Origin of the sequence: Streptomyces sp. NBC_01428 (assembly GCF_036231965.1) — a bacterium.
Lineage (GTDB): Bacteria > Actinomycetota > Actinomycetes > Streptomycetales > Streptomycetaceae > Streptomyces.
Genome location: NZ_CP109499.1, coordinates 3979112 through 4001206, shown reverse-complemented (window position 1 = coordinate 4001206; position 22095 = coordinate 3979112). Strand labels below are relative to the sequence as shown.

Genomic DNA, 22095 nt, shown 5'->3' with positions numbered 1-22095 from the left:
ACTGGAAGGACAACCATGGAAGCCAGGGCCCAGGCGCGGTACATCCGCGTCACGCCCATGAAGGCCCGCCGAGTGGTGGACCTTATCCGTGGCATGGATGCCACGGAGGCTCAGGCGGTCCTGCGTTTCGCCCCGCAGGCCGCGAGCGTGCCGGTCGGCAAGGTGCTTGACAGCGCCATTGCCAACGCCGCACACAACTACGACCACACCGACGCCGGCAGCCTCGTCATCTCCGAGGCCTACGTCGACGAGGGTCCGACCCTGAAGCGGTTCCGGCCGCGTGCCCAGGGCCGTGCCTACCGGATCCGCAAGCGGACCAGCCACATCACCGTGGTCGTCAGCAGCAAGGAAGGAACCCGGTAATGGGCCAGAAGGTTAACCCGCATGGGTTCCGGCTCGGCATCACCACGGACTTCAAGTCCCGCTGGTACGCCGACAAGCTGTACAAGGACTACGTCAAGGAAGACGTCGCCATCCGTCGGATGATGTCGTCCGGCATGGAGCGCGCCGGTATCTCGAAGGTTGAGATCGAGCGCACCCGTGACCGCGTGCGGGTGGACATCCACACCGCGCGTCCTGGCATCGTCATCGGCCGCCGTGGCGCCGAGGCCGACCGCATCCGCGGTGACCTCGAGAAGCTCACGGGCAAGCAGGTCCAGCTGAACATCCTCGAGGTCAAGAACCCCGAGACCGATGCTCAGCTGGTTGCCCAGGCCGTTGCCGAGCAGCTGTCCTCCCGCGTCTCCTTCCGTCGCGCCATGCGTAAGAGCATGCAGGGCACGATGAAGGCCGGCGCCAAGGGCATCAAGATCCAGTGCGGCGGCCGCCTCGGCGGCGCCGAGATGTCCCGCTCGGAGTTCTACCGCGAGGGCCGTGTGCCCCTGCACACGCTCCGCGCGAACGTCGACTACGGCTTCTTCGAGGCCAAGACGACCTTCGGCCGTATCGGTGTGAAGGTCTGGATCTACAAGGGCGACGTCAAGAACATCGCCGAGGTCCGCGCCGAGAACGCTGCTGCCCGTGCCGGCAACCGCCCGGCCCGTGGTGGCGGCAACGACCGCCCGGCCGGCCGTGGTGGCCGCGGTGGCGAGCGTGGCGGTCGCGGTCGTAAGCCGCAGCAGGCTCCCGCCGCCGAGGCCCCCAAGGCCGAGGCTCCGGCGGCTGCCGCTCCGGCTGAGAGCACCGGAACGGAGGCCTGACCGACATGCTGATCCCCCGTAGGGTCAAGCACCGCAAGCAGCACCACCCGAAGCGCCGTGGTCAGGCCAAGGGCGGTACGCAGGTTTCGTTCGGCGAGTACGGCATTCAGGCCCTCACGCCGGCGTACGTGACGAACCGCCAGATCGAGGCCGCTCGTATCGCGATGACCCGCCACATCAAGCGTGGCGGCAAGGTCTGGATCAACATCTACCCGGACCGCCCGCTCACGAAGAAGCCTGCCGAGACCCGCATGGGTTCCGGTAAGGGTTCGCCCGAGTGGTGGATCGCGAACGTGCACCCGGGCCGGGTCATGTTCGAACTGTCCTACCCCAACGAGAAGATCGCCCGTGAGGCCCTCACTCGCGCAGCCCACAAGCTGCCGATGAAGTGCCGGATCGTCAAGCGCGAGGCAGGTGAAGCGTGATGTCGGCCGGTACCAAGGCGTCCGAGCTGCGCGAACTGGGTGACGAGGAGCTTCTTGCGAAGCTCCGCGAAGCCAAGGAAGAGCTGTTCAACCTCCGCTTCCAGGCGGCGACCGGTCAGCTCGAGAACCACGGTCGGCTCAAGGCCGTCCGTAAGGACATCGCGCGGATCTACACCCTGATGCGTGAGCGCGAGCTGGGCATCGAGACGGTGGAGAGCGCCTGATGACTGAGAGCAACGTGACCGAGCAGAAGACCGACCGCGGTTTCCGCAAGACCCGTGAGGGTCTGGTCGTCAGCGACAAGATGGACAAGACCGTCGTCGTCGCTGTCGAGGACCGCGTGAAGCACGCCCTGTACGGCAAGGTCATCCGCCGTACGAGCAAGCTCAAGGCCCACGACGAGCAGAACGCCGCAGGCGTCGGCGACCGCGTCCTCCTCATGGAGACCCGGCCGCTGTCCTCGACGAAGCGCTGGCGCATCGTCGAGATCCTCGAGAAGGCCAAGTAATTACCTGAGGGGTATCCCTCAGGTTGGTTCCGCCAGGCTCGGGGCGGGGTCGCCGTAAAGGCGGACCCCGCCCCGGGAACCGGCAGACAATCAGGAGATAGACGTGATCCAGCAGGAGTCGCGACTGCGTGTCGCCGACAACACTGGTGCGAAGGAAATCCTTTGCATCCGTGTGCTCGGTGGCTCCGGTCGCCGCTACGCGGGCATCGGTGACGTCATCGTCGCCACCGTCAAGGACGCGATCCCCGGCGGCAATGTGAAGAAGGGTGACGTCATCAAGGCGGTCATCGTTCGCACCGTCAAGGAGCGCCGCCGTCCGGACGGCTCGTACATCCGTTTCGACGAGAACGCCGCCGTCATTCTGAAGAACGACGGCGACCCTCGCGGCACCCGTATCTTCGGCCCGGTGGGCCGTGAGCTGCGCGAGAAGAAGTTCATGAAGATCATCTCGCTCGCGCCGGAGGTGCTGTAAGCATGAAGATCAAGAAGGGCGACCTGGTTCAGGTCATCACCGGTAAGGACAAGGGCAAGCAGGGCAAGGTCATTGCCGCTTACCCGCGCGACGAGCGCGTCCTGGTCGAGGGTGTCAACCGGGTCAAGAAGCACACGAAGGCCGGCCCGACCGCCAAGGGTTCGCAGGCTGGTGGCATCGTCACGACCGAGGCGCCCGTCCACGTCTCCAACGTCCAGCTGGTCGTTGAGAAGGACGGCGACAAGGTCGTCACGCGCGTCGGTTACCGCTTCGACGACGAGGGCAACAAGATCCGCGTTGCCAAGCGGACGGGTGAGGACATCTGATGGCTACCACCACCACTCCGCGTCTCAAGACGAAGTACCGCGAGGAGATCGCGGGCAAGCTGCAGGACGAGTTCTCCTACGAGAACGTCATGCAGACCCCGGGTCTCGTCAAGATCGTGGTCAACATGGGTGTCGGCGACGCCGCCCGTGACTCGAAGCTCATGGACGGTGCCGTCCGTGACCTGACCACCATCACCGGTCAGAAGCCGGCCATCACCAAGGCCCGGAAGTCCATCGCGCAGTTCAAGCTGCGCGAGGGTCAGCCGATCGGTGCGCACGTCACCCTCCGTGGCGACCGCATGTGGGAGTTCCTGGACCGCACCCTGTCGCTCGCGCTTCCGCGCATCCGCGACTTCCGTGGTCTGTCCCCCAAGCAGTTCGACGGCCGTGGCAACTACACCTTCGGTCTCACGGAGCAGGTCATGTTCCACGAGATCGACCAGGACAAGATCGACCGCGTCCGGGGTATGGACATCACCGTGGTCACCACGGCGACCAACGACGCTGAGGGCCGCGCCCTTCTCCGTCACCTCGGCTTCCCCTTCAAGGAGGCGTAAGCGAGATGGCGAAGAAGGCTCTGATTGCCAAGGCTGCTCGTAAGCCCAAGTTCGGTGTGCGTGGCTACACGCGCTGCCAGCGCTGCGGTCGTCCGCACTCCGTGTACCGCAAGTTCGGCCTGTGCCGCGTCTGCCTTCGTGAGATGGCTCACCGTGGCGAGCTGCCGGGCGTGACCAAGAGCTCCTGGTAGTCCCCGTAACAAGGGATTCCAGGGCTCTCGGTAAGTAAAGGGCTCTGTCAGGTGCCCACCCCTCCATGCCTTAGGCTAGGAGGGTTGGGCGCCTGACGCCCGTACGACTTACTACGCCGTAGGTCCCCGCACCGCACCCGTCCCGCCACTGAGTGGGGAGAGGGATGGCGCATACAGGAAACCCCGGCGAGAGAGGCCGAAGGCCAATTCATGACCATGACTGATCCCATCGCAGACATGCTTACTCGTCTGCGTAACGCGAACTCGGCGTACCACGACGATGTCGCGATGCCGCACAGCAAGATCAAGTCGCACATCGCAGAGATCCTCCAGCAGGAGGGCTTCATCACCGGCTGGAAGGTCGAGGACGCCGAGGTCGGCAAGAAGCTCGTCCTCGAGCTGAAGTTCGGCCCGAACCGTGAGCGCTCCATTGCGGGCATCAAGCGGATCTCGAAGCCTGGTCTGCGTGTGTACGCGAAGTCCACCTCCCTGCCCAAGGTGCTCGGTGGCCTCGGCGTGGCGATCATCTCCACGTCGCACGGTCTCCTCACTGGACAGCAGGCCGGCAAGAAGGGCGTAGGCGGAGAAGTTCTCGCCTACGTCTGGTAGCGGAAGGGAACGGAGGAAACAGCTATGTCGCGTATTGGCAAGCTCCCCATCACGGTTCCCGCCGGCGTGGACGTCACCATCGACGGCCGTACGGTCCAGGTGAAGGGCCCCAAGGGCGCCCTCTCCCACACCGTCGCGGCGCCGATCGAGGTCGCCAAGGGTGAGGACGGCATTCTCAATGTCACCCGCCCGAACGACGAGCGTCAGAACAAGGCCCTCCACGGCCTGTCCCGCACGCTGGTGGCGAACATGATCACCGGCGTGACCACGGGTTACGTGAAGAAGCTCGAAATCAGCGGTGTCGGTTACCGCGTCCTGGCGAAGGGCTCCAACCTGGAGTTCTCGCTCGGCTACAGCCACTCGATCACGGTCGAGGCGCCCGAGGGCATCTCGTTCAAGGTCGAGAACCCGACGCACTTCTCGGTCGAGGGCATCGACAAGCAGAAGGTCGGAGAGGTTGCGGCCAACATCCGCAAGCTGCGGAAGCCCGACCCGTACAAGGCCAAGGGTGTCAAGTACGAAGGCGAAGTCATCCGCCGCAAGGTCGGAAAGGCGGGTAAGTAAGCCATGGCATACGGTGTCAAGATTGCTAAGGGCGACGCTTACAAGCGTGCTGCCATCAAGCGTCGTCACATCCGGATCCGTAAGCACATCTCGGGTACGGCTGAGCGTCCGCGCCTGGTCGTGACGCGTTCCAACCGCCACATCGTGGCCCAGGTCATCGACGACGTTAAGGGTCACACCCTGGCGTCGGCGTCGACCCTGGACACGACGATCCGCGGCGGCGAGAACGACAAGTCGGCCCAGGCGAAGTCGGTCGGCGCTCTTGTCGCCGAGCGCGCCAAGGCCGCCGGTGTCGAGGCTGTCGTATTCGACCGTGGTGGAAACCAGTACGCCGGGCGCATTGCCGCCCTGGCGGACGCCGCCCGCGAAGCCGGACTCAAGTTCTGAGTCGGTTCCGTAGCTAGCGGAAACAGAGAGAGGTAATTCCAATGGCTGGACCCCAGCGCCGCGGTGGCGGTGCCGGTGGCGGCGAGCGGCGGGACCGGAAGGGCCGTGACGGCGGCGCAGCTGCTGCCGAAAAGACCGCGTACGTTGAGCGCGTTGTCGCGATCAACCGCGTCGCCAAGGTTGTGAAGGGTGGTCGTCGCTTCAGCTTCACCGCGCTGGTCGTGGTGGGCGATGGTGACGGCACCGTCGGTGTCGGTTACGGCAAGGCCAAGGAGGTGCCGGCCGCGATCGCCAAGGGTGTTGAAGAGGCCAAGAAGCACTTCTTCAAGGTCCCCCGTATCCAGGGCACCATCCCGCACCCGATCACGGGCGAGAAGGCTGCGGGCGTCGTCCTGCTCAAGCCTGCTTCCCCCGGTACCGGCGTTATCGCCGGTGGCCCGGTGCGAGCTGTCCTGGAGTGCGCCGGCGTGCACGACATCCTGTCGAAGTCGCTCGGCTCGTCGAACGCGATCAACATCGTGCACGCGACCGTGGCGGCCCTCAAGGGTCTGCAGCGTCCCGAGGAGATCGCGGCTCGCCGTGGTCTGCCCCTCGAGGACGTCGCCCCCGCGGCTCTCCTTCGGGCGCGTGCAGGGGCGGGTGCCTAATGGCTCGCCTCAAGGTCACGCAGACGAAGTCGTACATCGGCAGCAAGCAGAACCACCGTGACACCCTGCGCTCCCTTGGTCTCAAGGGCATCAACACGCAGGTCGTCAAGGAGGACCGCCCCGAGTTCCGCGGAATGGTTCACACCGTCCGCCACCTCGTGACGGTCGAGGAGGTCGACTAGATCATGGCGGAGAACAACCCGCTCAAGATCCACAACCTCCGTCCCGCCCCGGGCGCCAAGACCGCCAAGACCCGTGTTGGTCGTGGTGAGGCGTCGAAGGGTAAGACGGCTGGTCGTGGTACCAAGGGCACGAAGGCTCGTTACCAGGTTCCGGAGCGTTTCGAGGGTGGCCAGATGCCCCTCCACATGCGCCTTCCGAAGCTCAAGGGCTTCCGTAACCCGTTCAAGACCGAGTTCCAGGTCGTGAACCTCGACAAGCTGGGCGCGCTGTACCCGGACGGTGGCGAGGTCACCGTCGAGGGTCTCGTCGCCAAGGGTGCCGTTCGCAAGAACAGCCTCGTCAAGGTCCTCGGCCAGGGCGAGATCTCCGTGGCGCTGCAGGTGGCGGTCGACGCCGTCTCCGGTTCCGCCAAGGAGAAGATCACCGCCGCGGGCGGTACGGTCACCGAGCTCGTCTGATTTCAGACACCTCGATGACATGAGCGATCCCGACCGGGGATGCCCCACAAAAGGGGCATCCCCGGTTGGTCGTTCCTAGCGTCCAATCTCGAAGTTTACGTCGGTGATTGGGTGATTATGATTGACATGGACATGACTTTCAGTGAGGCTACTCGGCCCTCACGCTCTGGTTCGAGTCGGACTTTCTCCGAGCTTCCATAGATGTCACTTGACAGCATGATCGGTTTAATAATATTTTCATGATGCCGTCGGTTTGGTCAGACCAGCCATTAGCTGACGGTGAAATTCCAGGGGGAGGGTATGCCTGCGCGCGCATTTGACCGAACGCCGTAGGTGGCCAAAGTTTGCCTTCTTCCCTGTCCGACTGATCCAGGCAACTGTTGCCTCTATCGGGAAAGAAGGGAATCTGAATGCGGAAGACTCGCATTTTCGGCGCGACTGCGGCCGCGCTGGCTACGGGGGCTGTTTCGGTTCTGGGTCTCGCGACCTCGGCCAGTGCGGCCGGTTCCGGCAATGGCACTTGTGCAAGCACTGAGCTGTGCGTGTACCGCCTTTACGATCGCCATGCGAGCGATGGTTATTTCGACCTCGGTTCGCCGGACGTGAATTTCACCAACGGGAACAACAACTGGTACAACCACAGCGGAAACATTAATGACGCCATATCGTCGTACACCGCTGGGACCGGTACTTCCTGTGATGGGTACAGCCTGTTCTGGAACAAGGACATGAGCGGGATTCAGATGGACATCCCGAAGGGGTGGGGCGGAAACCTCGCCGGCGCATACGCCAACTTCAATGACGAGTTCTCTTCGTACTCGAAGTTCGGATGCCCTTAAATATCCGTACGAGCGGCCAGTCCCCATGGGGCTGGCCGCTCCGGCATTTTTGGAAGTAAAAATGCGTAAGCGTACTGTGATTATCGTGCCGCTGGTTGCCGTTGCCGTTGCTGGCTGCTCGAGTGAGGCGGTACGTTCCTCTGACGAGAACGTACCGAGCCTTCGCAACCCCCTGGATGCAAGTAGCGTCTCAACACCGTTGGATACCTATCTCCCCCCGTCAGAACTGACGTATACGTTGCATCGTGCGGAAGTACTGCTCACCAATCAGTGCCTACGGAGACTTGGCTATCCGGATCATCCGATGCCTGCCCCCAAGGAGAGAGGTAGAGGGCCCAAGCACTCCGAGTTTCTTGTCTTTTCGATGTCTCAAGCGGCCAAGCTCGGTTACAACACTGCCATGAGTTCGGATCCGGCGAGGGACTCCAGCTGGGACAAGAAAACTACCGGAGTGCAGCGAGGTCTGCTCGACGGAACTCTCAAGAGGTACAAAGGTGAATCGGTACCTAAGGGGGGGTGTACCGCAGTTGCCGCGGATGACCTCACCGTGAATTCGAATGTTCCTAAGCGGCTTGAAGGTGGAGGTGTTGAGCTTAAACAGCTACAAAAAGCCAGCCCCACCTCTCTGGGGGATGCGCAGGTCGGGATCATCCGTCTCGATGCCATATCCGCGACCAAGAAGGATCTCAGATACATCGGGATGGTCCGCGCTTGGTCATCCTGTATGTCGAAAATGGGATACGAGTACGAGACCCCCGAACGTGCCAGGGATGACGCCCGATGGAGCGGGAGCGTGCCGAGCCGGGCGGAAAAGAGAACAGCGACCGCAGACATGGCGTGCAAGAAGAAGGTCGACTACCTAGCGGAAGCCTCCAGCATCCAATCTACGTATGAAGAGAAGGTGATCGAGGAGAGGAAGGGAGAGCTCTCCGAATTGCGTCGCAATTTGAAGGTTTGGCAAAAGAATGCGACTCGGGTGATCGACAGAGCGGATGGCTGAGCTGACGTCTGCGCCGCTGGTTCAGCCCGCAGAAGCCGTAGTGGTAGCGGACCTCATCCGTCATTACTGAGTCAATGTCCCAAGTGCTGCCGTGGCAAGGCGTATCTCCAGTTCGTTTGCTTGCGGGCAGGCTGAGAGGTCCCCTTCGCGGGGCTCGATGCGATATCAGGGATCGTCGAGCCTGCAGTGGACGCATTGCGGGTGATCTGTCGCGTGACCGGACGGCTGTAGTTCGCGCCTGGGTGGGGCCGCGTAGTAGTGCCTGCCCCTGACCACGGGTGGTGAATGAGCCTTGGCGGAGGTGGCCAGCGGCAAGCCCGCGACCCTGCGCAGATCGTTGGTTTTTGAAGGCTGACGGCTACCAGACGCCCTTCGACGTCGAGGTGATGGTCCTCGTGCCGGTCTCAACTCCTGAAGCTCTGTTGCGCGCAAGCCGCCCGTGTCCGTGACCGTGGCAGTGGCCAGCTCAGGTCTGCAGGGGAGGGATCGATGGCCGGCCTGCCCTTCAGCGGGCGGATGTGGCCGGAGTCGACCGCAGGGGAAGTCCAGTAAGTGTGTGCCTCCTGATCCTGGGCGCCACCCTGCGGATAGTCAGGCGGTAGACGCTGTGGACGGCGCGGGGTGACGGGCAGCAGCGACCGTGCGCGCCACAATCGCCGCTGACCGCCCTGCCCTGGTGACGATTTCGCGCGTCGCTTCGCTTGGGTCGTAACCTCTTTGGTCAGGCGAAACGGGAACTGGCTTCCCGTCACGGCGGCGAGTCAGAAGCCTCAAGTTGCCAGGGACCGTGGGGCAAGCGCCAATGTCGCTGTCCGCCTCCAGACTTGCGGGCGCCCTCCAGGCGTAGAGGGAACGACAGAGCCCCACGGGTGGGCCGTTCGTGATCCTTTAGGGGATGAACCATGCGCAGTGCGAGCAGGGGGTGACGGTAGAGTCGATCGGTCGTTCCCCGGTGGGTGTCTCTCCCCGGTAAGGTATGGCAGGTTGCTGTGTCACAGGCGAAGTAGCCCGTGCGCAGGACCTACCTGCAAGTTACCGATACTCACACCGTCGCCTACCGCGCAGAAGCGCGGGGGTCGCAGGAGGCACCGTGCTCACCGCGTTCGCCCGGGCGTTCAGGACGCCCGACCTGCGCAAGAAGCTGCTCTTCACGCTCGGGATCATCGTGGTCTACCGGGTCGGTACGCACATCCCGATCCCCGGCGTGGACTACAAGAACGTCCAGACGTGCATGGACGCAGCCGAGACGAACCGCGGGCTGTTCAGCTTGATCAACATGTTCAGCGGCGGCGCACTGCTGCAGATCACCATCTTCGCGCTCGGGATCATGCCGTACATCACGGCGAGCATCATCCTGCAGCTGCTGACCGTGGTCATTCCGCGCCTGGAAGCCCTCAAGAAGGAGGGCTCGGCCGGCACCGCGAAGATCACGCAGTACACGCGGTATCTGACGGTCGCGCTCGCCATCCTGCAGGGCACGGGCCTGGTGGCCACCGCTCGTAGCGGCGCACTGTTCGGTACCTGCCCGGTCGGCAACCAGATCGTGCCGAACCAGTCGATCTTCACCACGATCACGATGGTCATCACGATGACCGCCGGTACCTGCGTCGTCATGTGGCTCGGTGAGCTCATCACCGACCGCGGCATCGGCAACGGCATGTCGATCCTCATGTTCATCTCGATCGCCGCGACCTTCCCGAGCGCCCTGTGGACCGTCAAGATCCAGGGCAAGCTGGCGGACGGCTGGATCGAGTTCGGCACGGTGATCCTGGTGGGCCTGTTCATGGTCGGCCTGGTGGTCTTCGTCGAGCAGGCGCAGCGACGGATCCCGGTCCAGTACGCGAAGCGCATGATCGGCCGCCGTTCGTACGGTGGCACGTCGACCTACATCCCGTTGAAGGTCAACCAGGCAGGTGTGATCCCTGTCATCTTCGCGTCGTCGCTGCTCTACATCCCGAGCCTCATCGCCCAGTTCTCGAAGGGCAATTCGGGGTGGAAGACGTGGATCACGAACAACCTGACCAAGGGTGACCACCCGATTTACATCGCGATGTACTTCCTTCTGATCGTTTTCTTCGCGTTCTTCTACGTGGCGATCTCGTTCAACCCCGAGGAAGTAGCCGACAACATGAAGAAGTATGGTGGCTTCATCCCGGGCATCCGGGCTGGCCGGCCGACCGCTGAGTACCTCAGTTACGTACTCAACCGGATCACCTGGCCGGGTTCGCTGTATCTGGGGCTGATCGCTCTCGTACCGACAGTGGCGTTGGTTGGTTTCGGGGCAAACCAGAACTTCCCGTTCGGTGGCACAAGCATCCTGATCATCGTGGGTGTCGGCCTCGAGACGGTGAAGCAGATCGAGAGTCAGCTTCAGCAGCGCAATTACGAAGGGTTCCTCCGCTGATGCGAATCGTCCTCGTCGGGCCGCCCGGTGCCGGGAAGGGAACGCAGGCTGCGTTCCTCGCCAAGAATCTGGGGATCCCGCACATCTCCACGGGCGACCTGTTCCGCGCCAACATCAGTCGGCAGACGGAACTGGGCAAGCTGGCGAAGTCCTACATGGACAAGGGCGATCTGGTACCCGACGAGGTCACCATCGCCATGGCCAAGGACCGCATGGAGCAGCCCGACGCGGAGAACGGCTTCCTCCTCGACGGCTTCCCGCGCAACGTCTCGCAGGCCGAGGCGCTCGACGAGATGCTGAGCACCGAGGGCATGAAGCTGGACGCGGTGCTGGACCTGGAGGTCCCCGAGGACGAGGTGGTCCGCCGTATCGCGGGCCGTCGCATCTGCCGCAACGACTCGTCGCACGTGTTCCACGTGTCGTACAAGGCGCCCAAGCAGGAGGGCGTCTGTGACGTCTGCGGCGGCGAGCTGTACCAGCGCGACGACGACTCCGAGGAGACCGTCCGCAAGCGCCTGGAGGTCTACCACACGCAGACCGAGCCGATCATCGACTACTACCGGGCGCAGAGCCTGGTCGTCACGATCCTCGCGCTCGGCAAGGTGGAAGAGGTCACGGGACGCGCCATGGAGGCGCTGTCCCGCGAGGCCGCCTAGGTCTCGTGCGGGATCCGCTCCGCGGTGCAGCTGACCGCGGGCGCGTGAAGCAGTACGTCGCATCGGCCGCGGTACCCGTTCAGGGTGCCGCGGCCGACGTGCGCGACGGGGTCGGGCCATGAGCCCCGCGGGGGAGAGGTCCAAGGCCCCGGGCGGGGCGGGGCCCGCTCCCCGTATCGTTGGGGTAGTCCGTCGTTGAGACAGTCCGTCGTCCCGGTCCAGAAAGGCCGCAGCCACCATGGTGCAGATCAAGACCCCCGAGCAGATCGCCAAGATGCGTGAGGCGGGACTGGTCGTCGCCGCCATCCATGCGGCCACGCGTGAGGCGGCCGTGCCCGGTGCGACGACCCGGGATCTGGACGAGGTCGCCCGCAAGGTCCTGGCGGAGCACGAGGCCAAGCCGAACTTCCTCGGGTACGGCGGATTCCCCGCGACGATCTGCACCTCGGTGAACGAGGTCGTCGTCCACGGCATCCCGGACGACAAGACCGTCCTGAAGGACGGCGACATCATCTCCATCGACGCCGGCGCGATCGTCGACGGCTGGCACGGCGACGCCGCGTTCACCGCGTTCGTGGGCTCCGGCCACGCTCCTGAGGTGGTCGAACTCTCCCGGGTGACCGAGGAGTCGATGTGGGCGGGCATCGCGGCCATGAAGCTGGGCAACCGGCTGGTGGACGTCTCCCGGGCCATCGAGACGTACATCCGCCGGCAGCCGAAGCCGGGCGGCGGCAAGTACGGCATCGTCGAGGACTACGGCGGCCACGGCATCGGCACCGAGATGCACATGGACCCGCACCTGCTGAACTACGTCGAGCGCAGGCGTGGCAAGGGTCCGAAGCTGGTCCCCGGGTTCTGCCTCGCGATCGAGCCGATGGTGTCGCTCGGCACTCCGCGGACCGAGGTCCTGGAGGACGACTGGACCGTCATCACCACGGACGGGACCTGGTCCTCGCACTGGGAGCACTCCGTGGCGCTGACCGAGGACGGTCCGCTGGTCCTGACGGCCCCCGACGGCGGCAAGGCGAAGCTCGCCGAGTTCGGGATCACGACGGCTCCGGACCCCCTGGCCGGCTGAGACGACCGCGTGCGGAACGCGGGGGAGATCCTTTACGATCTTGCTCGCGTTCCCCTTTCTCCCCTCGGCTCTCCTCGCGTCTCCCTCGTCACTGTGGCGTTCGGCTCACCTCCGCGCCGCCCCTTCCAGCCGACCGTGTGCTAGCCGGTCCGCCCCGCTCCTCGCGCATACCACGTCGACGGGTGGGGCATCGTCATGAGAAGGCGGAGAACGCCGGAGACGAATTCGTCTTTCCGGGGGCCCTGACGTAGACTGACTCGTCGGCTCTCGTGCACCCGCATGTCTGCATGCGGCTCGTGCGGAGTCGATCAAGGTAGTCGATTCGAAGGGCGAAGCGTGGCCAAGAAGCAAGGTGCCATCGAGATCGAAGGCACTGTCGTCGAGTCTCTCCCGAACGCCATGTTCAAGGTGGAGCTCCAGAACGGCCACCAGGTCCTGGCTCACATCAGCGGCAAGATGCGTATGCACTACATCCGTATCCTCCCTGACGACCGGGTCGTGGTGGAGTTGTCTCCGTACGACCTGACGCGTGGCCGGATCGTCTACCGCTACAAGTAGATCTTGCCTTGCTCCGTGTTCCCGTTCCGGGGCGCGGGGGGTGGCACTGACCCGGAGAACCTCACCTAATGAAGGTCAAGCCGAGCGTCAAGAAGATCTGCGACAAGTGCAGGGTGATCCGCCGTCACGGTCGGGTCATGGTCATCTGCGAAAACCCGCGCCACAAGCAGCGCCAGGGCTGACGCACGACCGAACCTTCTGCATCCGCAGATACTTCGCGCGACGCAAGCAGTACATGTTCATACGCGGAACCCAGGGCTGACGTACGTCTGCCCTGACACCCCCGGTCGGAGGCCGGGGACCCGGTTCGTACCGAATTCTCGATCCAAGGATCGGAGAACGACGGCGGGCGGGATCCGGTTCTGTGGAAGACCTCCGAACGACAACTGGAGCCATTGAATGGCACGCGTTTCCGGTGTTGACATCCCGCGCGAAAAGCGTGTGGAGGTCGCCCTCACCTACGTGTTCGGCATCGGCCGGACGCTTTCCCAGCTGACGCTGGCCGAGACTGGCGTGAACCCCAACACGCGCGTTCGTGACCTCTCCGAGGAGGAGCTGGTCAAGATCCGCGAGTACGTGGACGCCAACATCAAGACCGAGGGTGACCTCCGTCGCGAGATCCAGGGCGACATTCGCCGGAAGATCGAGATCGGCTGCTACCAGGGCATCCGCCACCGTCGTGGCCTGCCCGTGCACGGTCAGCGCACCAGCACGAACGCCCGTACCCGCAAGGGCCCGCGTCGCGCGATCGCCGGCAAGAAGAAGCCGGGCAAGAAGTAGTCCTCAGCGGACAACGCTTCACCAGCGGTCTTCGCTGTAGGACCGACCACCTCCCCGTAGGAGAAATAGATGCCCCCCAAGGGTCGTCAGGGCGCTGCCAAGAAGGTGCGCCGCAAGGAAAAGAAGAACGTCGCTCACGGCCACGCGCACATCAAGAGCACGTTCAACAACACGATCGTCTCGATCACGGACCCCTCGGGCAACGTGATCTCCTGGGCCTCCGCCGGCCACGTCGGCTTCAAGGGCTCGCGCAAGTCCACTCCGTTCGCCGCGCAGATGGCCGCCGAGTCGGCTGCCCGTCGCGCGCAGGAGCACGGCATGCGCAAGGTGGACGTGTTCGTCAAGGGTCCCGGCTCCGGCCGTGAGACCGCGATCCGCTCCCTCCAGGCCACCGGCCTCGAGGTCGGCTCGATCCAGGACGTCACTCCCACCCCGCACAACGGCTGCCGTCCGCCCAAGCGCCGCCGCGTCTGACGCACGGTTGTCTCGCGTCTGACCGGGCTTTCGGGCGGTACGTCTCCTCGGAGGTGTGCCGCCCGTACCCTTGCAGTAACAGCAGGGCGTCAAATAGCGGGCGCCCATGACTGAAGGATCCACACCATGCTGATCGCTCAGCGTCCCTCGTTGACCGAAGAGGTCGTCGACGAATTCCGCTCCCGGTTCGTGATCGAGCCGCTGGAGCCGGGCTTCGGCTACACCCTCGGCAACTCTCTTCGCCGCACGCTCCTCTCCTCGATCCCCGGCGCCGCTGTCACCAGCATCCGGATCGACGGTGTCCTGCACGAGTTCACCACCGTGCCGGGCGTCAAGGAGGACGTCACCGACCTGATCCTCAACATCAAGCAGCTCGTCGTCTCCTCGGAGCACGACGAGCCGGTCGTGATGTACCTGCGCAAGCAGGGCCCGGGTCTGGTCACCGCCGCCGACATCGCGCCCCCGGCCGGTGTCGAGGTGCACAACCCCGAGCTCGTCCTCGCCACGCTCAACGGCAAGGGCAAGCTGGAGATGGAGCTGACCGTCGAGCGCGGTCGCGGCTACGTCTCCGCCGTTCAGAACAAGCAGGTCGGTCAGGAGATCGGGCGCATCCCGGTCGACTCGATCTACTCGCCGGTGCTGAAGGTCACGTACAAGGTCGAGGCGACCCGTGTCGAGCAGCGCACCGACTTCGACAAGCTGATCGTCGACGTCGAGACCAAGCAGGCCATGCGTCCCCGTGACGCCATGGCGTCGGCCGGTAAGACCCTGGTCGAGCTGTTCGGTCTGGCGCGCGAGCTCAACATCGACGCCGAGGGCATCGACATGGGCCCGTCCCCCACGGACGCCGCCCTCGCCGCTGATCTCGCCCTGCCGATCGAGGAGCTGGAGCTCACCGTTCGGTCGTACAACTGCCTCAAGCGTGAGGGCATCCACTCCGTGGGTGAGCTCGTCGCCCGCTCCGAGGCCGACCTCCTGGACATCCGCAACTTCGGTGCGAAGTCCATCGACGAGGTCAAGGCGAAGCTGGCCGGCATGGGCCTGGCCCTGAAGGACAGCCCGCCCGGATTCGACCCGACCGCCGCCGCCGACGCCTTCGGCGCCGACGACGACGCGGACGCCGGCTTCGTCGAGACCGAGCAGTACTAAAGGCTCGGGACCGACGGTTCCGTCTTGGCTGCCGACCGGCTGCGGCTGGTCGGCAGTTCCCCGCGCCCCTTCGGGGCGCGCGGGGTCTCCGACGGGCAATCGCCCGCTCGGACACTGACTTCGGTACCTGATACGGCCGGAGCAGACACCTAGGAGAAACACATGCCGAAGCCTGCCAAGGGTGCCCGTCTGGGCGGCAGCGCCGCGCACGAGAAGCTGCTCCTCGCGAACCTCGCGAAGTCGCTCTTCGAGCACGGCCGCATCACCACCACCGAGGCCAAGGCCCGTCGCCTGCGTCCCTACGCCGAGCGTCTGGTCACCAAGGCGAAGAAGGGTGACCTTCACAACCGCCGTCAGGTGCTCTCGGTGATCACGGACAAGAGCATCGTGCACACGCTCTTCACCGAGATCGGCCCGCGCTACGAGAACCGCCCGGGTGGCTACACCCGTATCACCAAGATCGGTAACCGCCGTGGCGACAACGCGCCCATGGCTGTCATCGAGCTGGTCGAGGCCCTGACCGTGGCCCAGCAGGCCACCGGTGAGGCCGAGGCCGCGACCAAGCGTTCCGCCAAGGACGCCGAGGCTCCGGCCAAGGTCGAGGACACCAAGGTCGAGGACGCCACCGAGGCTCCCGCCGAGGAGTCGAAGGACGCCTGAGGCACCGCCTCGCTGTGAGCGGGTCCGTCCCTTCGGGGGCGGGCCCGCTTTCGCGTTTCCGGCGCCGACGCCGGGCTTGAGAGGATCCACGAGTGAGTGACGAAGCAGAGCCCGGGTTCGTACGGGTACGGATGGACCTGTCCTACGACGGGAGCGGGTTCTCCGGGTGGGCGAAGCAGGCCAGTGGCCGCAGGACCGTCCAGGGCGACATCGAGGACGCGCTGCGGACGGTGACGCGGACGAAGGACACCACCTACGAGCTGACCGTGGCCGGACGGACCGACGCCGGGGTGCACGCGCGCGGCCAGGTGGCCCACGTCGATCTGCCCGAGGAGGTGTGGGCGGAGCACCGCGAGAAGCTGCTGAAGCGGCTCGCCGGACGACTGGAGAAGGACGTCCGGGTGTGGTCGCTCACCGAGGCGCCCGCGGGGTTCAACGCCCGCTTCTCGGCGGTCTGGCGGCGGTACGCCTACCGCGTCACCGACGAACCCGGTGGTGTCGATCCGCTGCTGCGCAGTCATGTCCTGTGGCACGACTGGCCGTTGGACGTCGACGCCATGAACCGGGCCGCCGAAGGGCTGCTGGGGGAGCACGACTTCGCCGCCTACTGCAAGAAGCGCGAGGGTGCGACGACCATCCGTACGCTCCAGGAACTGAGCCTGGTGCGGGGCGCGGACGGCGTCATCACCGCGACCGTGCGGGCCGACGCGTTCTGCCACAACATGGTGCGCTCGCTCATCGGTGCCCTGCTGTTCGTGGGGGACGGCCACCGCGGCCCCGACTGGCCGGGGAAGGTGCTCGCCGCCGGGGTACGGGACTCCGCCGTCCACGTCGTACGCCCACACGGGCTGACGCTGGAGGAAGTCGGCTATCCCGCCGACGAGTTGCTGGCCGCGCGGAACAAGGAGGCGCGGAACAAGCGCACGTTGCCCGGCGCGGACGGCTGCGCCGGCTGCTGACCGCCGGAGGCGGCCGGGACGCACCCGGCCGCCGTACGGGGGGAGTTACTGCGCGGCGGCCGCGGAGGCCTGGGCCTCGCCGCGGCGGCGGATCTGCCGGAAGGTGAACTCGGCCAGGTCGTCGCCGCTCGTGAACACCGCGGTGTCCTTCGTCGTCACGTCCTTGCCGTTGCTGAAGCCGGCAAGGGTGAAGTAGGCGTACCGGCCGTAGGCATTGGTGGTGGAACGGCAGACGGCCGCGTCGCAGAAGGCCTTGACGCCGTTGCCCGACAGGGACGAGATGATGCTCTTCTTGTCCGCGTCGGCCTTCGCCTTGGTCGCCTTGGCCTCGGAGTCGAAGACCGCGACACCGACCGTGACCGCGACGCCGTCCTTGCTGTAGGTGACGCGCAGGAAGCGGGTGCAGCCGTCCTTGGTGAGAACCGGCGGGAGCGTGCCCTTCGCGGCCGAGGCGCAGTTCTTCGTGTCGGCCGTCGGGCCCTTGCGGTAGACGCGGTCGCCCATGGTGAGCTGCGTACCGGGGAAGAGGATGTCCGGGCTCAGCGGCGCCGTGTCCTTCTGCGCGCTGGATATGAACTCCTTGGGATCCAGCGGCGGCGGAGCCGAGGTCGGCTCGAACGACGGCGCCGGCTCCGAGGAACTCGGGATGTCCGCGGTGGCGGGCAGGTTCGACGGCTGGTTGGACGCCTGGTTGCTCCCGTTGGCGTTCACGACGGCCATGGCGACGGCAGCGCCGACCGCCACGGTGGCCACCGCCCCGCCCACGATGAACAGCAGCCTGCGGCGCCTGTTGCGCGTCTCGGAAGCCTCCGCCAGCGCGGCCCAGTCGGGGCTCGCGCCGGTCTGCTGGCCGCCCCACTGGGACTGTTGCTGAGAACCCGGCTTCCAGGGGTCCCACGGGGCCTGCCCCTGCCCACCCTGCCCATAACTCATGCGCCGCATCTTAGACGGGGGTTGGGGGGTGCCGTTCCGCTCCATCGAGCACTTGAGCCCCTAGCGTGATCTGAATGCGGACGGGCAAAAGTGACATCTCCGGGTGGTTGGTACGCCGGGCGTCCTGGCATGCGTGGGCAGTGACGGCCGTGGTGCTCTGCGCACATGTCGCCGGGGTCGCGCGGGCCAGTGCGGACGGTGGGATGGACAACGCGATCGTCGTCCGGGCCGCGCGCACCTGGCTGGACGGCGGATCGCCCTACGCCGACCGGCACTTCCTCTATCTGCCGAGCGCGGTGCTCGCCGCGGTGCCGCAGGCGGTGCTCCCGGACGCGGTGCTGCGGGCGCTGGTTCCGCTGACCGTGACGGCGCTGCTGCTCGCGGGCTGGGTGTGCGCGCTGCGGATCCACGGGGTGCCGGGACGCAGCCGGCTCGGGGTGCTCGGTCCCGCCGCGCTCGCGCTCGGGTTCGCGCCCTTCGGGCACCTGGTCTCGCTCGGCAACTGGACCGTGACGGCCGCCGCCGCGCTGCCGCTCGCGCTGCTGCTGGCCGCGCGGGAGCGCTGGGGGTGGGCCGGTGTGGTCGTGGGCGCCGCCGTGGCCCTCAAGCCGTTGCTGGCGCCGGTGGCGCTCCTCTTCGTCTTCGCGCGCCGGTGGCCGGGACTCGCCGCGGTGGTGCTGGTACCGGCCGCGGCGTCCGGCGGAGCGGCGCTGCTGATGCCCGATCCCACGGGGTTCGTGACCCGGACGCTGCCGTTCCTGCTGCGGGGCCACGACACGTTCGTCACGCTCTACGAGGCGTCGCCCGCGGCGGTGCTGCCCCGGCTCGGGGTGCCCGGCCCGGTCGCCGTCCCGCTCGCCTGCGCCGCGGCGGCCGCCGGGGTCGTCTGCGCGTACCGCCGCTGGTCCCGCGGTGCTCCGGGGCCACTGCGGCTGGTCGAGACCGCGGTGCTGCTGATGCTGTCGGCGTTCCTGGTGTCCCGGCCGTCGTACGACCACTATCTGCTGGTCGTGGTGCCGCTGCTGCTCGCGGGGCTGCCGTATCCGGACTCGGTGACCCGGGGGCCCTGGTTCTGGCTGGCGCTCGTACCACAGGTGCCCGGGGCGGACTGGCCCTGGCTGGAACCGGTGACCCGACGCGCGTTCCGGGACTGCTTTACCCTGGTGGTGACGACCGCGGCAGTGGTGCTCCTGCACCGCCGCCATCAGGCTCTCCGCGGCCCCGGATCCTTCGTCGCACAGCGGCAGGGACGACGGGCCACGCGGGTGTGATCACTCGCGTTTTGACCCGTCCGGGGCACCGCGGGTAAGCTTGCGGTTCGTTATGTGTATTGGCTTGCTCATTCTCACGTGAGGGGCCCTTACACCGGTCCACCGGGGCTGATGACCAGCGACCAGCACGCGGTATGCGTCACCGCAGTGCGGTCAGGGCTGTCGTGATCGTCCGTGGTGGCCATGTCAGGACCCACTCACTGAAGAAGCGAAGGCTACGACCGTGCGTACGTACAGCCCCAAGCCCGGCGACATCACTCGCCAGTGGTACGTCATCGACGCCCAGGATGTCGTCCTGGGTCGTCTGGCGACCACTGCAGCGAACATCCTGCGGGGCAAGCACAAGCCGATCTACGCCCCCCACGTCGACGCTGGTGACTTCGTCATCATCATCAACGCGGACAAGGTGCACCTTTCCGGCAACAAGAAGACCCAGAAGCTGGCGTACCGCCACTCCGGTTACCCGGGTGGTCTGCGCTCCGTCCGTTACGACGAGCTGCTGGCGAAGAACCCCGAGAAGGCCGTCGAGAAGGCCATCCGGGGCATGGTTCCCAAGAACACCCTGGGCCGCCAGGTGCTCTCGAAGCTCAAGGTCTACGCGGGCGAGAACCACCCGCACGCTGCGCAGCAGCCGGTCCCGTTCGAGATCACCCAGGTCGCGCAGTAGTTCCGGCCACCCCCTAAGACATAAAGAAATCTGAGGAGAATCGTGGCCGAGACCACTGTTGAGCAGCCGGTCGAAGAGACTGAGCTCGTCGACGTCGAGAACTACACCACCGAGTCCGAGGTGCCCGTCGAGGGCGAGTACACCTCGGAGTCGCTCGCGGGCCGCTTCGGCGACCCGCAGCCGGCCGCCGGCCTGGGCCGTCGCAAGAACGCGATCGCCCGCGTCCGGATCGTCCCGGGCACCGGCAAGTGGAAGGTCAACGGGCGCACGCTCGAGGACTACTTCCCGAACAAGGTCCACCAGCAGGAAGTCAACGAGCCCTTCAAGGTGCTCGAGCTCGACGGCCGCTACGACGTCATCGCCCGCATCTCGGGTGGCGGCGTCTCCGGTCAGGCCGGTGCCCTGCGCCTCGGCGTGGCCCGCGCGCTGAACGAGGCCGACGTGGACAACAACCGCGCCGCCCTCAAGAAGGCCGGTTACCTCAAGCGTGACGACCGTGCGGTCGAGCGCAAGAAGGCCGGTCTCAAGAAGGCCCGCAAGGCTCCGCAGTACAGCAAGCGTTAAGCTTCGCTGCCTGCACGTACGCGTTGTACGCGTAGCTTCGAACGCCCCGGCGGCACGCCACAGTGCCGCCGGGGCGTTCGTTTATCACAGCGCTGGGCGTATAACGGCACAAGGTGCTCAAAGGCTCATGTGATCGGATGACCTCCGTATTCTTCGGGGGGAATTTCGTACTCTGAAGCTTCCTCAGGAGGACAAGTGGGACGACTCTTCGGCACGGACGGCGTGCGCGGTGTCGCCAACGCGGATCTGACGGCCGAGCTCGCGCTCGGGCTCTCCGTGGCGGCGGCGCACGTACTCGCCGAGGCGGGAACCTTCGAGGGCCACCGGGCTGTGGCGGTGGTCGGGCGGGATCCGCGCGCGTCCGGGGAGTTCCTGGAGGCCGCGGTGGTCGCCGGCCTCGCCAGCGCGGGCGTGGACGTCCTGCGGGTCGGTGTGCTGCCCACCCCCGCGGTGGCGTATCTCACCGGTGCGCTCGGCGCCGACCTCGGCGTGATGCTCTCCGCCAGCCACAACGCCATGCCCGACAACGGCATCAAGTTCTTCGCCCGCGGCGGGCACAAGCTCGCCGACGAGCTGGAGGACCGGATCGAGGGCGTCTACGAGGAGCACCGCACCGGGGCCCCCTGGGACCGCCCCACCGGCTCGGGCGTCGGCCGGGTGAACTCCTACGACCAGGGCTTCGACCAGTACGTCGCCCACCTCATCGGGGTCCTGCCGAACCGGCTCGACGGTCTGAAGGTCGTCCTCGACGAGGCGCACGGCGCCGCCTCCCGGGTCTCGCCCGAGGCGTTCGCGCGGGCCGGTGCCGAGATCATCACGATCGGCGCGGAGCCCGACGGGCTGAACATCAACGACGGCTGCGGCTCCACCCACCTGGAACTGCTCAAGGCGGCCGTCGTCGAGCACGGCGCCGACCTCGGCATCGCGCACGACGGCGACGCCGACCGCTGCCTCGCCGTGGACCACACGGGCGACGAGATCGACGGCGACCAGATCCTGGCCGTCCTCGCGCTGGCGATGCGGGAGCGTTCCGTACTGCGCTCCGGCACCGTCGTCGCGACGGTCATGTCCAACCTGGGCTTCAAGCTCGCCATGGAGCGCGAGGGCCTCGCCCTCGTCCAGACGGCGGTCGGTGACCGCTACGTCCTGGAGGAGATGAAGCGGCACGGCTACGCCCTCGGCGGGGAGCAGTCCGGGCACGTCATCGTCCTGGACCACGCCACCACCGGCGACGGCACGCTGACCGGCCTCCTGCTGGCCGCCCGGGTCGCGCAGAGCGGCCGTACGCTCCGCGACCTCGCCTCGGTCATGGAGCGCCTGCCGCAGGTCCTCATCAACGTGCCGGACGTCGACCGGACGCGGGTGAACACCTCCGCCGAGCTGGCCACCGCGGTCGCCGACGCGGAGCGGGAGCTCGGCAGCACCGGACGGGTGCTGCTGCGCCCCTCCGGCACCGAGCCGCTCGTCCGCGTGATGGTCGAGGCCGCCGACATCGAGCACGCCCGCTCGGTGGCCGCGCGCCTCGCCGACGCCGTGAAGTCGGCGCTGGGCTAGGACCGTCCCGGAGACCTTCGTCT

General features: G+C 66.2%; 32 protein-coding genes. 31 read left to right on the top strand and 1 reads right to left on the bottom strand.

Translation table 11 applies throughout. The annotated features are described in order from the left end of the window. Positions 1 to 15: 15 nt before the first annotated feature. From rplV to truA, 27 genes are all read left to right on the top strand, one after another. A complete protein-coding gene (gene rplV, locus OG406_RS17255; protein WP_006604878.1) occupies positions 16 to 363 on the top strand; it encodes a 50S ribosomal protein L22 in 348 nt (115 codons plus the stop codon). Further along, positions 363 to 1199, top strand: coding sequence for a 30S ribosomal protein S3 (gene rpsC / locus OG406_RS17250; RefSeq protein WP_081218890.1), 837 nt, complete (start codon positions 363 to 365; stop codon positions 1197 to 1199). The genes rplV and rpsC overlap by 1 nt, the downstream gene beginning before the upstream one ends. Positions 1200 to 1204: 5 nt before the next feature. Further along, complete coding sequence (gene rplP / locus OG406_RS17245) at positions 1205 to 1624, top strand: 50S ribosomal protein L16 (RefSeq protein WP_010986348.1); 420 nt, start codon at positions 1205 to 1207, stop codon at positions 1622 to 1624. Beyond that, a complete protein-coding gene (gene rpmC / locus OG406_RS17240; protein WP_003998824.1) occupies positions 1624 to 1848 on the top strand; it encodes a 50S ribosomal protein L29 in 225 nt (74 codons plus the stop codon). Before rplP ends, rpmC begins: the two co-directional genes overlap by 1 nt. Then, the gene (gene rpsQ, locus OG406_RS17235; protein WP_081218891.1) at positions 1848 to 2132 is read left to right on the top strand and encodes a 30S ribosomal protein S17; all 285 of its coding nucleotides are present in this window, start codon (positions 1848 to 1850) and stop codon (positions 2130 to 2132) included. The genes rpmC and rpsQ overlap by 1 nt, the downstream gene beginning before the upstream one ends. Positions 2133 to 2235: 103 nt before the next feature. Beyond that, complete coding sequence (gene rplN, locus OG406_RS17230; protein WP_003992364.1) at positions 2236 to 2604, top strand: 50S ribosomal protein L14; 369 nt, start codon at positions 2236 to 2238, stop codon at positions 2602 to 2604. 2 nt (positions 2605 to 2606) lie between these two features. Further along, entirely contained in the window at positions 2607 to 2930 is a 324-nt protein-coding gene (gene rplX / locus OG406_RS17225) for a 50S ribosomal protein L24 (protein ID WP_081218892.1), read from the top strand. Then, the gene (rplE, locus tag OG406_RS17220) at positions 2930 to 3487 is read left to right on the top strand and encodes a 50S ribosomal protein L5 (RefSeq protein WP_081218893.1); all 558 of its coding nucleotides are present in this window, start codon (positions 2930 to 2932) and stop codon (positions 3485 to 3487) included. The genes rplX and rplE overlap by 1 nt, the downstream gene beginning before the upstream one ends. 5 nt (positions 3488 to 3492) lie before the next feature. Further along, the gene (locus OG406_RS17215; protein ID WP_003948630.1) at positions 3493 to 3678 is read left to right on the top strand and encodes a type Z 30S ribosomal protein S14; all 186 of its coding nucleotides are present in this window, start codon (positions 3493 to 3495) and stop codon (positions 3676 to 3678) included. 210 nt (positions 3679 to 3888) lie between these two features. Beyond that, positions 3889 to 4287 (top strand): 30S ribosomal protein S8, encoded by a 399-nt coding sequence (gene rpsH / locus OG406_RS17210; RefSeq protein ID WP_081218894.1) that lies wholly within the window; start codon positions 3889 to 3891, stop codon positions 4285 to 4287. Positions 4288 to 4311: 24 nt separating this feature from the next. Next, complete coding sequence (gene rplF, locus OG406_RS17205; protein WP_081218895.1) at positions 4312 to 4851, top strand: 50S ribosomal protein L6; 540 nt, start codon at positions 4312 to 4314, stop codon at positions 4849 to 4851. Positions 4852 to 4854: 3 nt separating this feature from the next. After that, complete coding sequence (gene rplR / locus OG406_RS17200; RefSeq protein ID WP_081218896.1) at positions 4855 to 5238, top strand: 50S ribosomal protein L18; 384 nt, start codon at positions 4855 to 4857, stop codon at positions 5236 to 5238. 41 nt (positions 5239 to 5279) lie between these two features. Then, positions 5280 to 5885, top strand: a complete 606-nt coding sequence (rpsE, locus tag OG406_RS17195; protein WP_037694140.1) for a 30S ribosomal protein S5 — start codon at positions 5280 to 5282, stop codon at positions 5883 to 5885. Further along, entirely contained in the window at positions 5885 to 6067 is a 183-nt protein-coding gene (rpmD, locus tag OG406_RS17190) for a 50S ribosomal protein L30 (RefSeq protein WP_055553514.1), read from the top strand. Before rpsE ends, rpmD begins: the two co-directional genes overlap by 1 nt. A gap of 3 nt (positions 6068 to 6070) precedes the next feature. Then, complete coding sequence (gene rplO, locus OG406_RS17185) at positions 6071 to 6526, top strand: 50S ribosomal protein L15 (RefSeq protein ID WP_081218897.1); 456 nt, start codon at positions 6071 to 6073, stop codon at positions 6524 to 6526. A gap of 410 nt (positions 6527 to 6936) precedes the next feature. Further along, positions 6937 to 7365, top strand: a complete 429-nt coding sequence (locus OG406_RS17180; protein WP_329186520.1) for a hypothetical protein — start codon at positions 6937 to 6939, stop codon at positions 7363 to 7365. 304 nt (positions 7366 to 7669) lie between these two features. Continuing rightward, on the top strand, positions 7670 to 8365 hold the full coding sequence (locus tag OG406_RS17175; protein ID WP_329186519.1) for a hypothetical protein: 696 nt from the start codon (positions 7670 to 7672) through the stop codon (positions 8363 to 8365). A 1090-nt stretch (positions 8366 to 9455) separates the two neighbouring features. Continuing rightward, positions 9456 to 10769, top strand: a complete 1314-nt coding sequence (secY, locus tag OG406_RS17170; RefSeq protein WP_329186518.1) for a preprotein translocase subunit SecY — start codon at positions 9456 to 9458, stop codon at positions 10767 to 10769. Beyond that, the gene (locus OG406_RS17165) at positions 10769 to 11425 is read left to right on the top strand and encodes an adenylate kinase (protein ID WP_266847457.1); all 657 of its coding nucleotides are present in this window, start codon (positions 10769 to 10771) and stop codon (positions 11423 to 11425) included. The genes secY and OG406_RS17165 overlap by 1 nt, the downstream gene beginning before the upstream one ends. A 238-nt stretch (positions 11426 to 11663) precedes the next feature. Next, a complete protein-coding gene (gene map / locus OG406_RS17160; RefSeq protein ID WP_081218900.1) occupies positions 11664 to 12503 on the top strand; it encodes a type I methionyl aminopeptidase in 840 nt (279 codons plus the stop codon). Positions 12504 to 12839: 336 nt separating this feature from the next. Continuing rightward, entirely contained in the window at positions 12840 to 13061 is a 222-nt protein-coding gene (gene infA / locus OG406_RS17155) for a translation initiation factor IF-1 (protein ID WP_003948620.1), read from the top strand. Positions 13062 to 13129: 68 nt separating this feature from the next. Beyond that, entirely contained in the window at positions 13130 to 13243 is a 114-nt protein-coding gene (gene rpmJ, locus OG406_RS17150) for a 50S ribosomal protein L36 (RefSeq protein ID WP_003998809.1), read from the top strand. Positions 13244 to 13460: 217 nt separating this feature from the next. Beyond that, complete coding sequence (rpsM, locus tag OG406_RS17145; RefSeq protein ID WP_081218901.1) at positions 13461 to 13841, top strand: 30S ribosomal protein S13; 381 nt, start codon at positions 13461 to 13463, stop codon at positions 13839 to 13841. A gap of 69 nt (positions 13842 to 13910) precedes the next feature. Further along, the gene (gene rpsK, locus OG406_RS17140) at positions 13911 to 14315 is read left to right on the top strand and encodes a 30S ribosomal protein S11 (protein WP_003956432.1); all 405 of its coding nucleotides are present in this window, start codon (positions 13911 to 13913) and stop codon (positions 14313 to 14315) included. A 126-nt stretch (positions 14316 to 14441) separates the two neighbouring features. After that, positions 14442 to 15464: a DNA-directed RNA polymerase subunit alpha gene (locus tag OG406_RS17135; protein WP_329186516.1), complete on the top strand. Its 1023-nt coding sequence runs from the start codon at positions 14442 to 14444 to the stop codon at positions 15462 to 15464. A 162-nt stretch (positions 15465 to 15626) separates the two neighbouring features. Continuing rightward, entirely contained in the window at positions 15627 to 16124 is a 498-nt protein-coding gene (gene rplQ / locus OG406_RS17130; RefSeq protein WP_164375593.1) for a 50S ribosomal protein L17, read from the top strand. Between the two features lie 92 nt (positions 16125 to 16216). Continuing rightward, on the top strand, positions 16217 to 17083 hold the full coding sequence (truA, locus tag OG406_RS17125) for a tRNA pseudouridine(38-40) synthase TruA (protein WP_081218903.1): 867 nt from the start codon (positions 16217 to 16219) through the stop codon (positions 17081 to 17083). Between the two features lie 45 nt (positions 17084 to 17128). On the opposite strand, the gene OG406_RS17120 is transcribed toward truA, so the two are convergent. Further along, positions 17129 to 18016 carry a hypothetical protein gene (locus OG406_RS17120; protein ID WP_266615832.1) on the bottom strand — a complete coding sequence of 296 codons (888 nt, stop codon included), beginning with the start codon at positions 18014 to 18016 and terminating at the stop codon, positions 17129 to 17131. Between the two features lie 74 nt (positions 18017 to 18090). Between OG406_RS17120 and OG406_RS17115 the strand changes: the two genes are divergently transcribed. From OG406_RS17115 to glmM, 4 genes are all read left to right on the top strand, one after another. Further along, positions 18091 to 19287, top strand: a complete 1197-nt coding sequence (locus tag OG406_RS17115) for a glycosyltransferase 87 family protein (RefSeq protein ID WP_329186514.1) — start codon at positions 18091 to 18093, stop codon at positions 19285 to 19287. A 223-nt stretch (positions 19288 to 19510) separates the two neighbouring features. Then, positions 19511 to 19954 carry a 50S ribosomal protein L13 gene (gene rplM, locus OG406_RS17110; protein WP_037626954.1) on the top strand — a complete coding sequence of 148 codons (444 nt, stop codon included), beginning with the start codon at positions 19511 to 19513 and terminating at the stop codon, positions 19952 to 19954. Positions 19955 to 19996: 42 nt separating this feature from the next. After that, complete coding sequence (rpsI, locus tag OG406_RS17105) at positions 19997 to 20518, top strand: 30S ribosomal protein S9 (protein ID WP_081218905.1); 522 nt, start codon at positions 19997 to 19999, stop codon at positions 20516 to 20518. A gap of 195 nt (positions 20519 to 20713) precedes the next feature. Further along, entirely contained in the window at positions 20714 to 22072 is a 1359-nt protein-coding gene (glmM, locus tag OG406_RS17100; protein WP_164375596.1) for a phosphoglucosamine mutase, read from the top strand. Positions 22073 to 22095 lie beyond the last annotated feature (23 nt).

Bases quoted from the DNA above. Each gene is read 5' to 3' on its own strand.
- OG406_RS17215 (WP_003948630.1), top strand. From the start codon at position 3,493: ATGGCGAAGAAGGCTCTGATTGCCAAGGCTGCTCGTAAGCCCAAGTTC.
- OG406_RS17115 (WP_329186514.1), top strand. From the start codon at position 18,091: ATGCGGACGGGCAAAAGTGACATCTCCGGGTGGTTGGTACGCCGGGCG.
- rpsM (WP_081218901.1), top strand. From the start codon at position 13,461: ATGGCACGCGTTTCCGGTGTTGACATCCCGCGCGAAAAGCGTGTGGAG.
- rpmJ (WP_003998809.1), top strand. From the start codon at position 13,130: ATGAAGGTCAAGCCGAGCGTCAAGAAGATCTGCGACAAGTGCAGGGTG.
- rplX (WP_081218892.1), top strand. From the start codon at position 2,607: ATGAAGATCAAGAAGGGCGACCTGGTTCAGGTCATCACCGGTAAGGAC.
- OG406_RS17175 (WP_329186519.1), top strand. From the start codon at position 7,670: ATGCCTGCCCCCAAGGAGAGAGGTAGAGGGCCCAAGCACTCCGAGTTT.
- map (WP_081218900.1), top strand. From the start codon at position 11,664: ATGGTGCAGATCAAGACCCCCGAGCAGATCGCCAAGATGCGTGAGGCG.
- rplR (WP_081218896.1), top strand. From the start codon at position 4,855: ATGGCATACGGTGTCAAGATTGCTAAGGGCGACGCTTACAAGCGTGCT.
- rpmC (WP_003998824.1), top strand. From the start codon at position 1,624: ATGTCGGCCGGTACCAAGGCGTCCGAGCTGCGCGAACTGGGTGACGAG.
- rpsK (WP_003956432.1), top strand. From the start codon at position 13,911: ATGCCCCCCAAGGGTCGTCAGGGCGCTGCCAAGAAGGTGCGCCGCAAG.
- rpsE (WP_037694140.1), top strand. From the start codon at position 5,280: ATGGCTGGACCCCAGCGCCGCGGTGGCGGTGCCGGTGGCGGCGAGCGG.
- rpsH (WP_081218894.1), top strand. From the start codon at position 3,889: ATGACCATGACTGATCCCATCGCAGACATGCTTACTCGTCTGCGTAAC.
- rplF (WP_081218895.1), top strand. From the start codon at position 4,312: ATGTCGCGTATTGGCAAGCTCCCCATCACGGTTCCCGCCGGCGTGGAC.
- rplO (WP_081218897.1), top strand. From the start codon at position 6,071: ATGGCGGAGAACAACCCGCTCAAGATCCACAACCTCCGTCCCGCCCCG.
- OG406_RS17120 (WP_266615832.1), bottom strand. From the start codon at position 18,016: ATGAGTTATGGGCAGGGTGGGCAGGGGCAGGCCCCGTGGGACCCCTGG.
- OG406_RS17165 (WP_266847457.1), top strand. From the start codon at position 10,769: ATGCGAATCGTCCTCGTCGGGCCGCCCGGTGCCGGGAAGGGAACGCAG.
- rplV (WP_006604878.1), top strand. From the start codon at position 16: ATGGAAGCCAGGGCCCAGGCGCGGTACATCCGCGTCACGCCCATGAAG.
- rplP (WP_010986348.1), top strand. From the start codon at position 1,205: ATGCTGATCCCCCGTAGGGTCAAGCACCGCAAGCAGCACCACCCGAAG.
- OG406_RS17180 (WP_329186520.1), top strand. From the start codon at position 6,937: ATGCGGAAGACTCGCATTTTCGGCGCGACTGCGGCCGCGCTGGCTACG.
- rpmD (WP_055553514.1), top strand. From the start codon at position 5,885: ATGGCTCGCCTCAAGGTCACGCAGACGAAGTCGTACATCGGCAGCAAG.
- OG406_RS17135 (WP_329186516.1), top strand. From the start codon at position 14,442: ATGCTGATCGCTCAGCGTCCCTCGTTGACCGAAGAGGTCGTCGACGAA.
- rplE (WP_081218893.1), top strand. From the start codon at position 2,930: ATGGCTACCACCACCACTCCGCGTCTCAAGACGAAGTACCGCGAGGAG.
- rpsC (WP_081218890.1), top strand. From the start codon at position 363: ATGGGCCAGAAGGTTAACCCGCATGGGTTCCGGCTCGGCATCACCACG.
- rpsQ (WP_081218891.1), top strand. From the start codon at position 1,848: ATGACTGAGAGCAACGTGACCGAGCAGAAGACCGACCGCGGTTTCCGC.
- rplQ (WP_164375593.1), top strand. From the start codon at position 15,627: ATGCCGAAGCCTGCCAAGGGTGCCCGTCTGGGCGGCAGCGCCGCGCAC.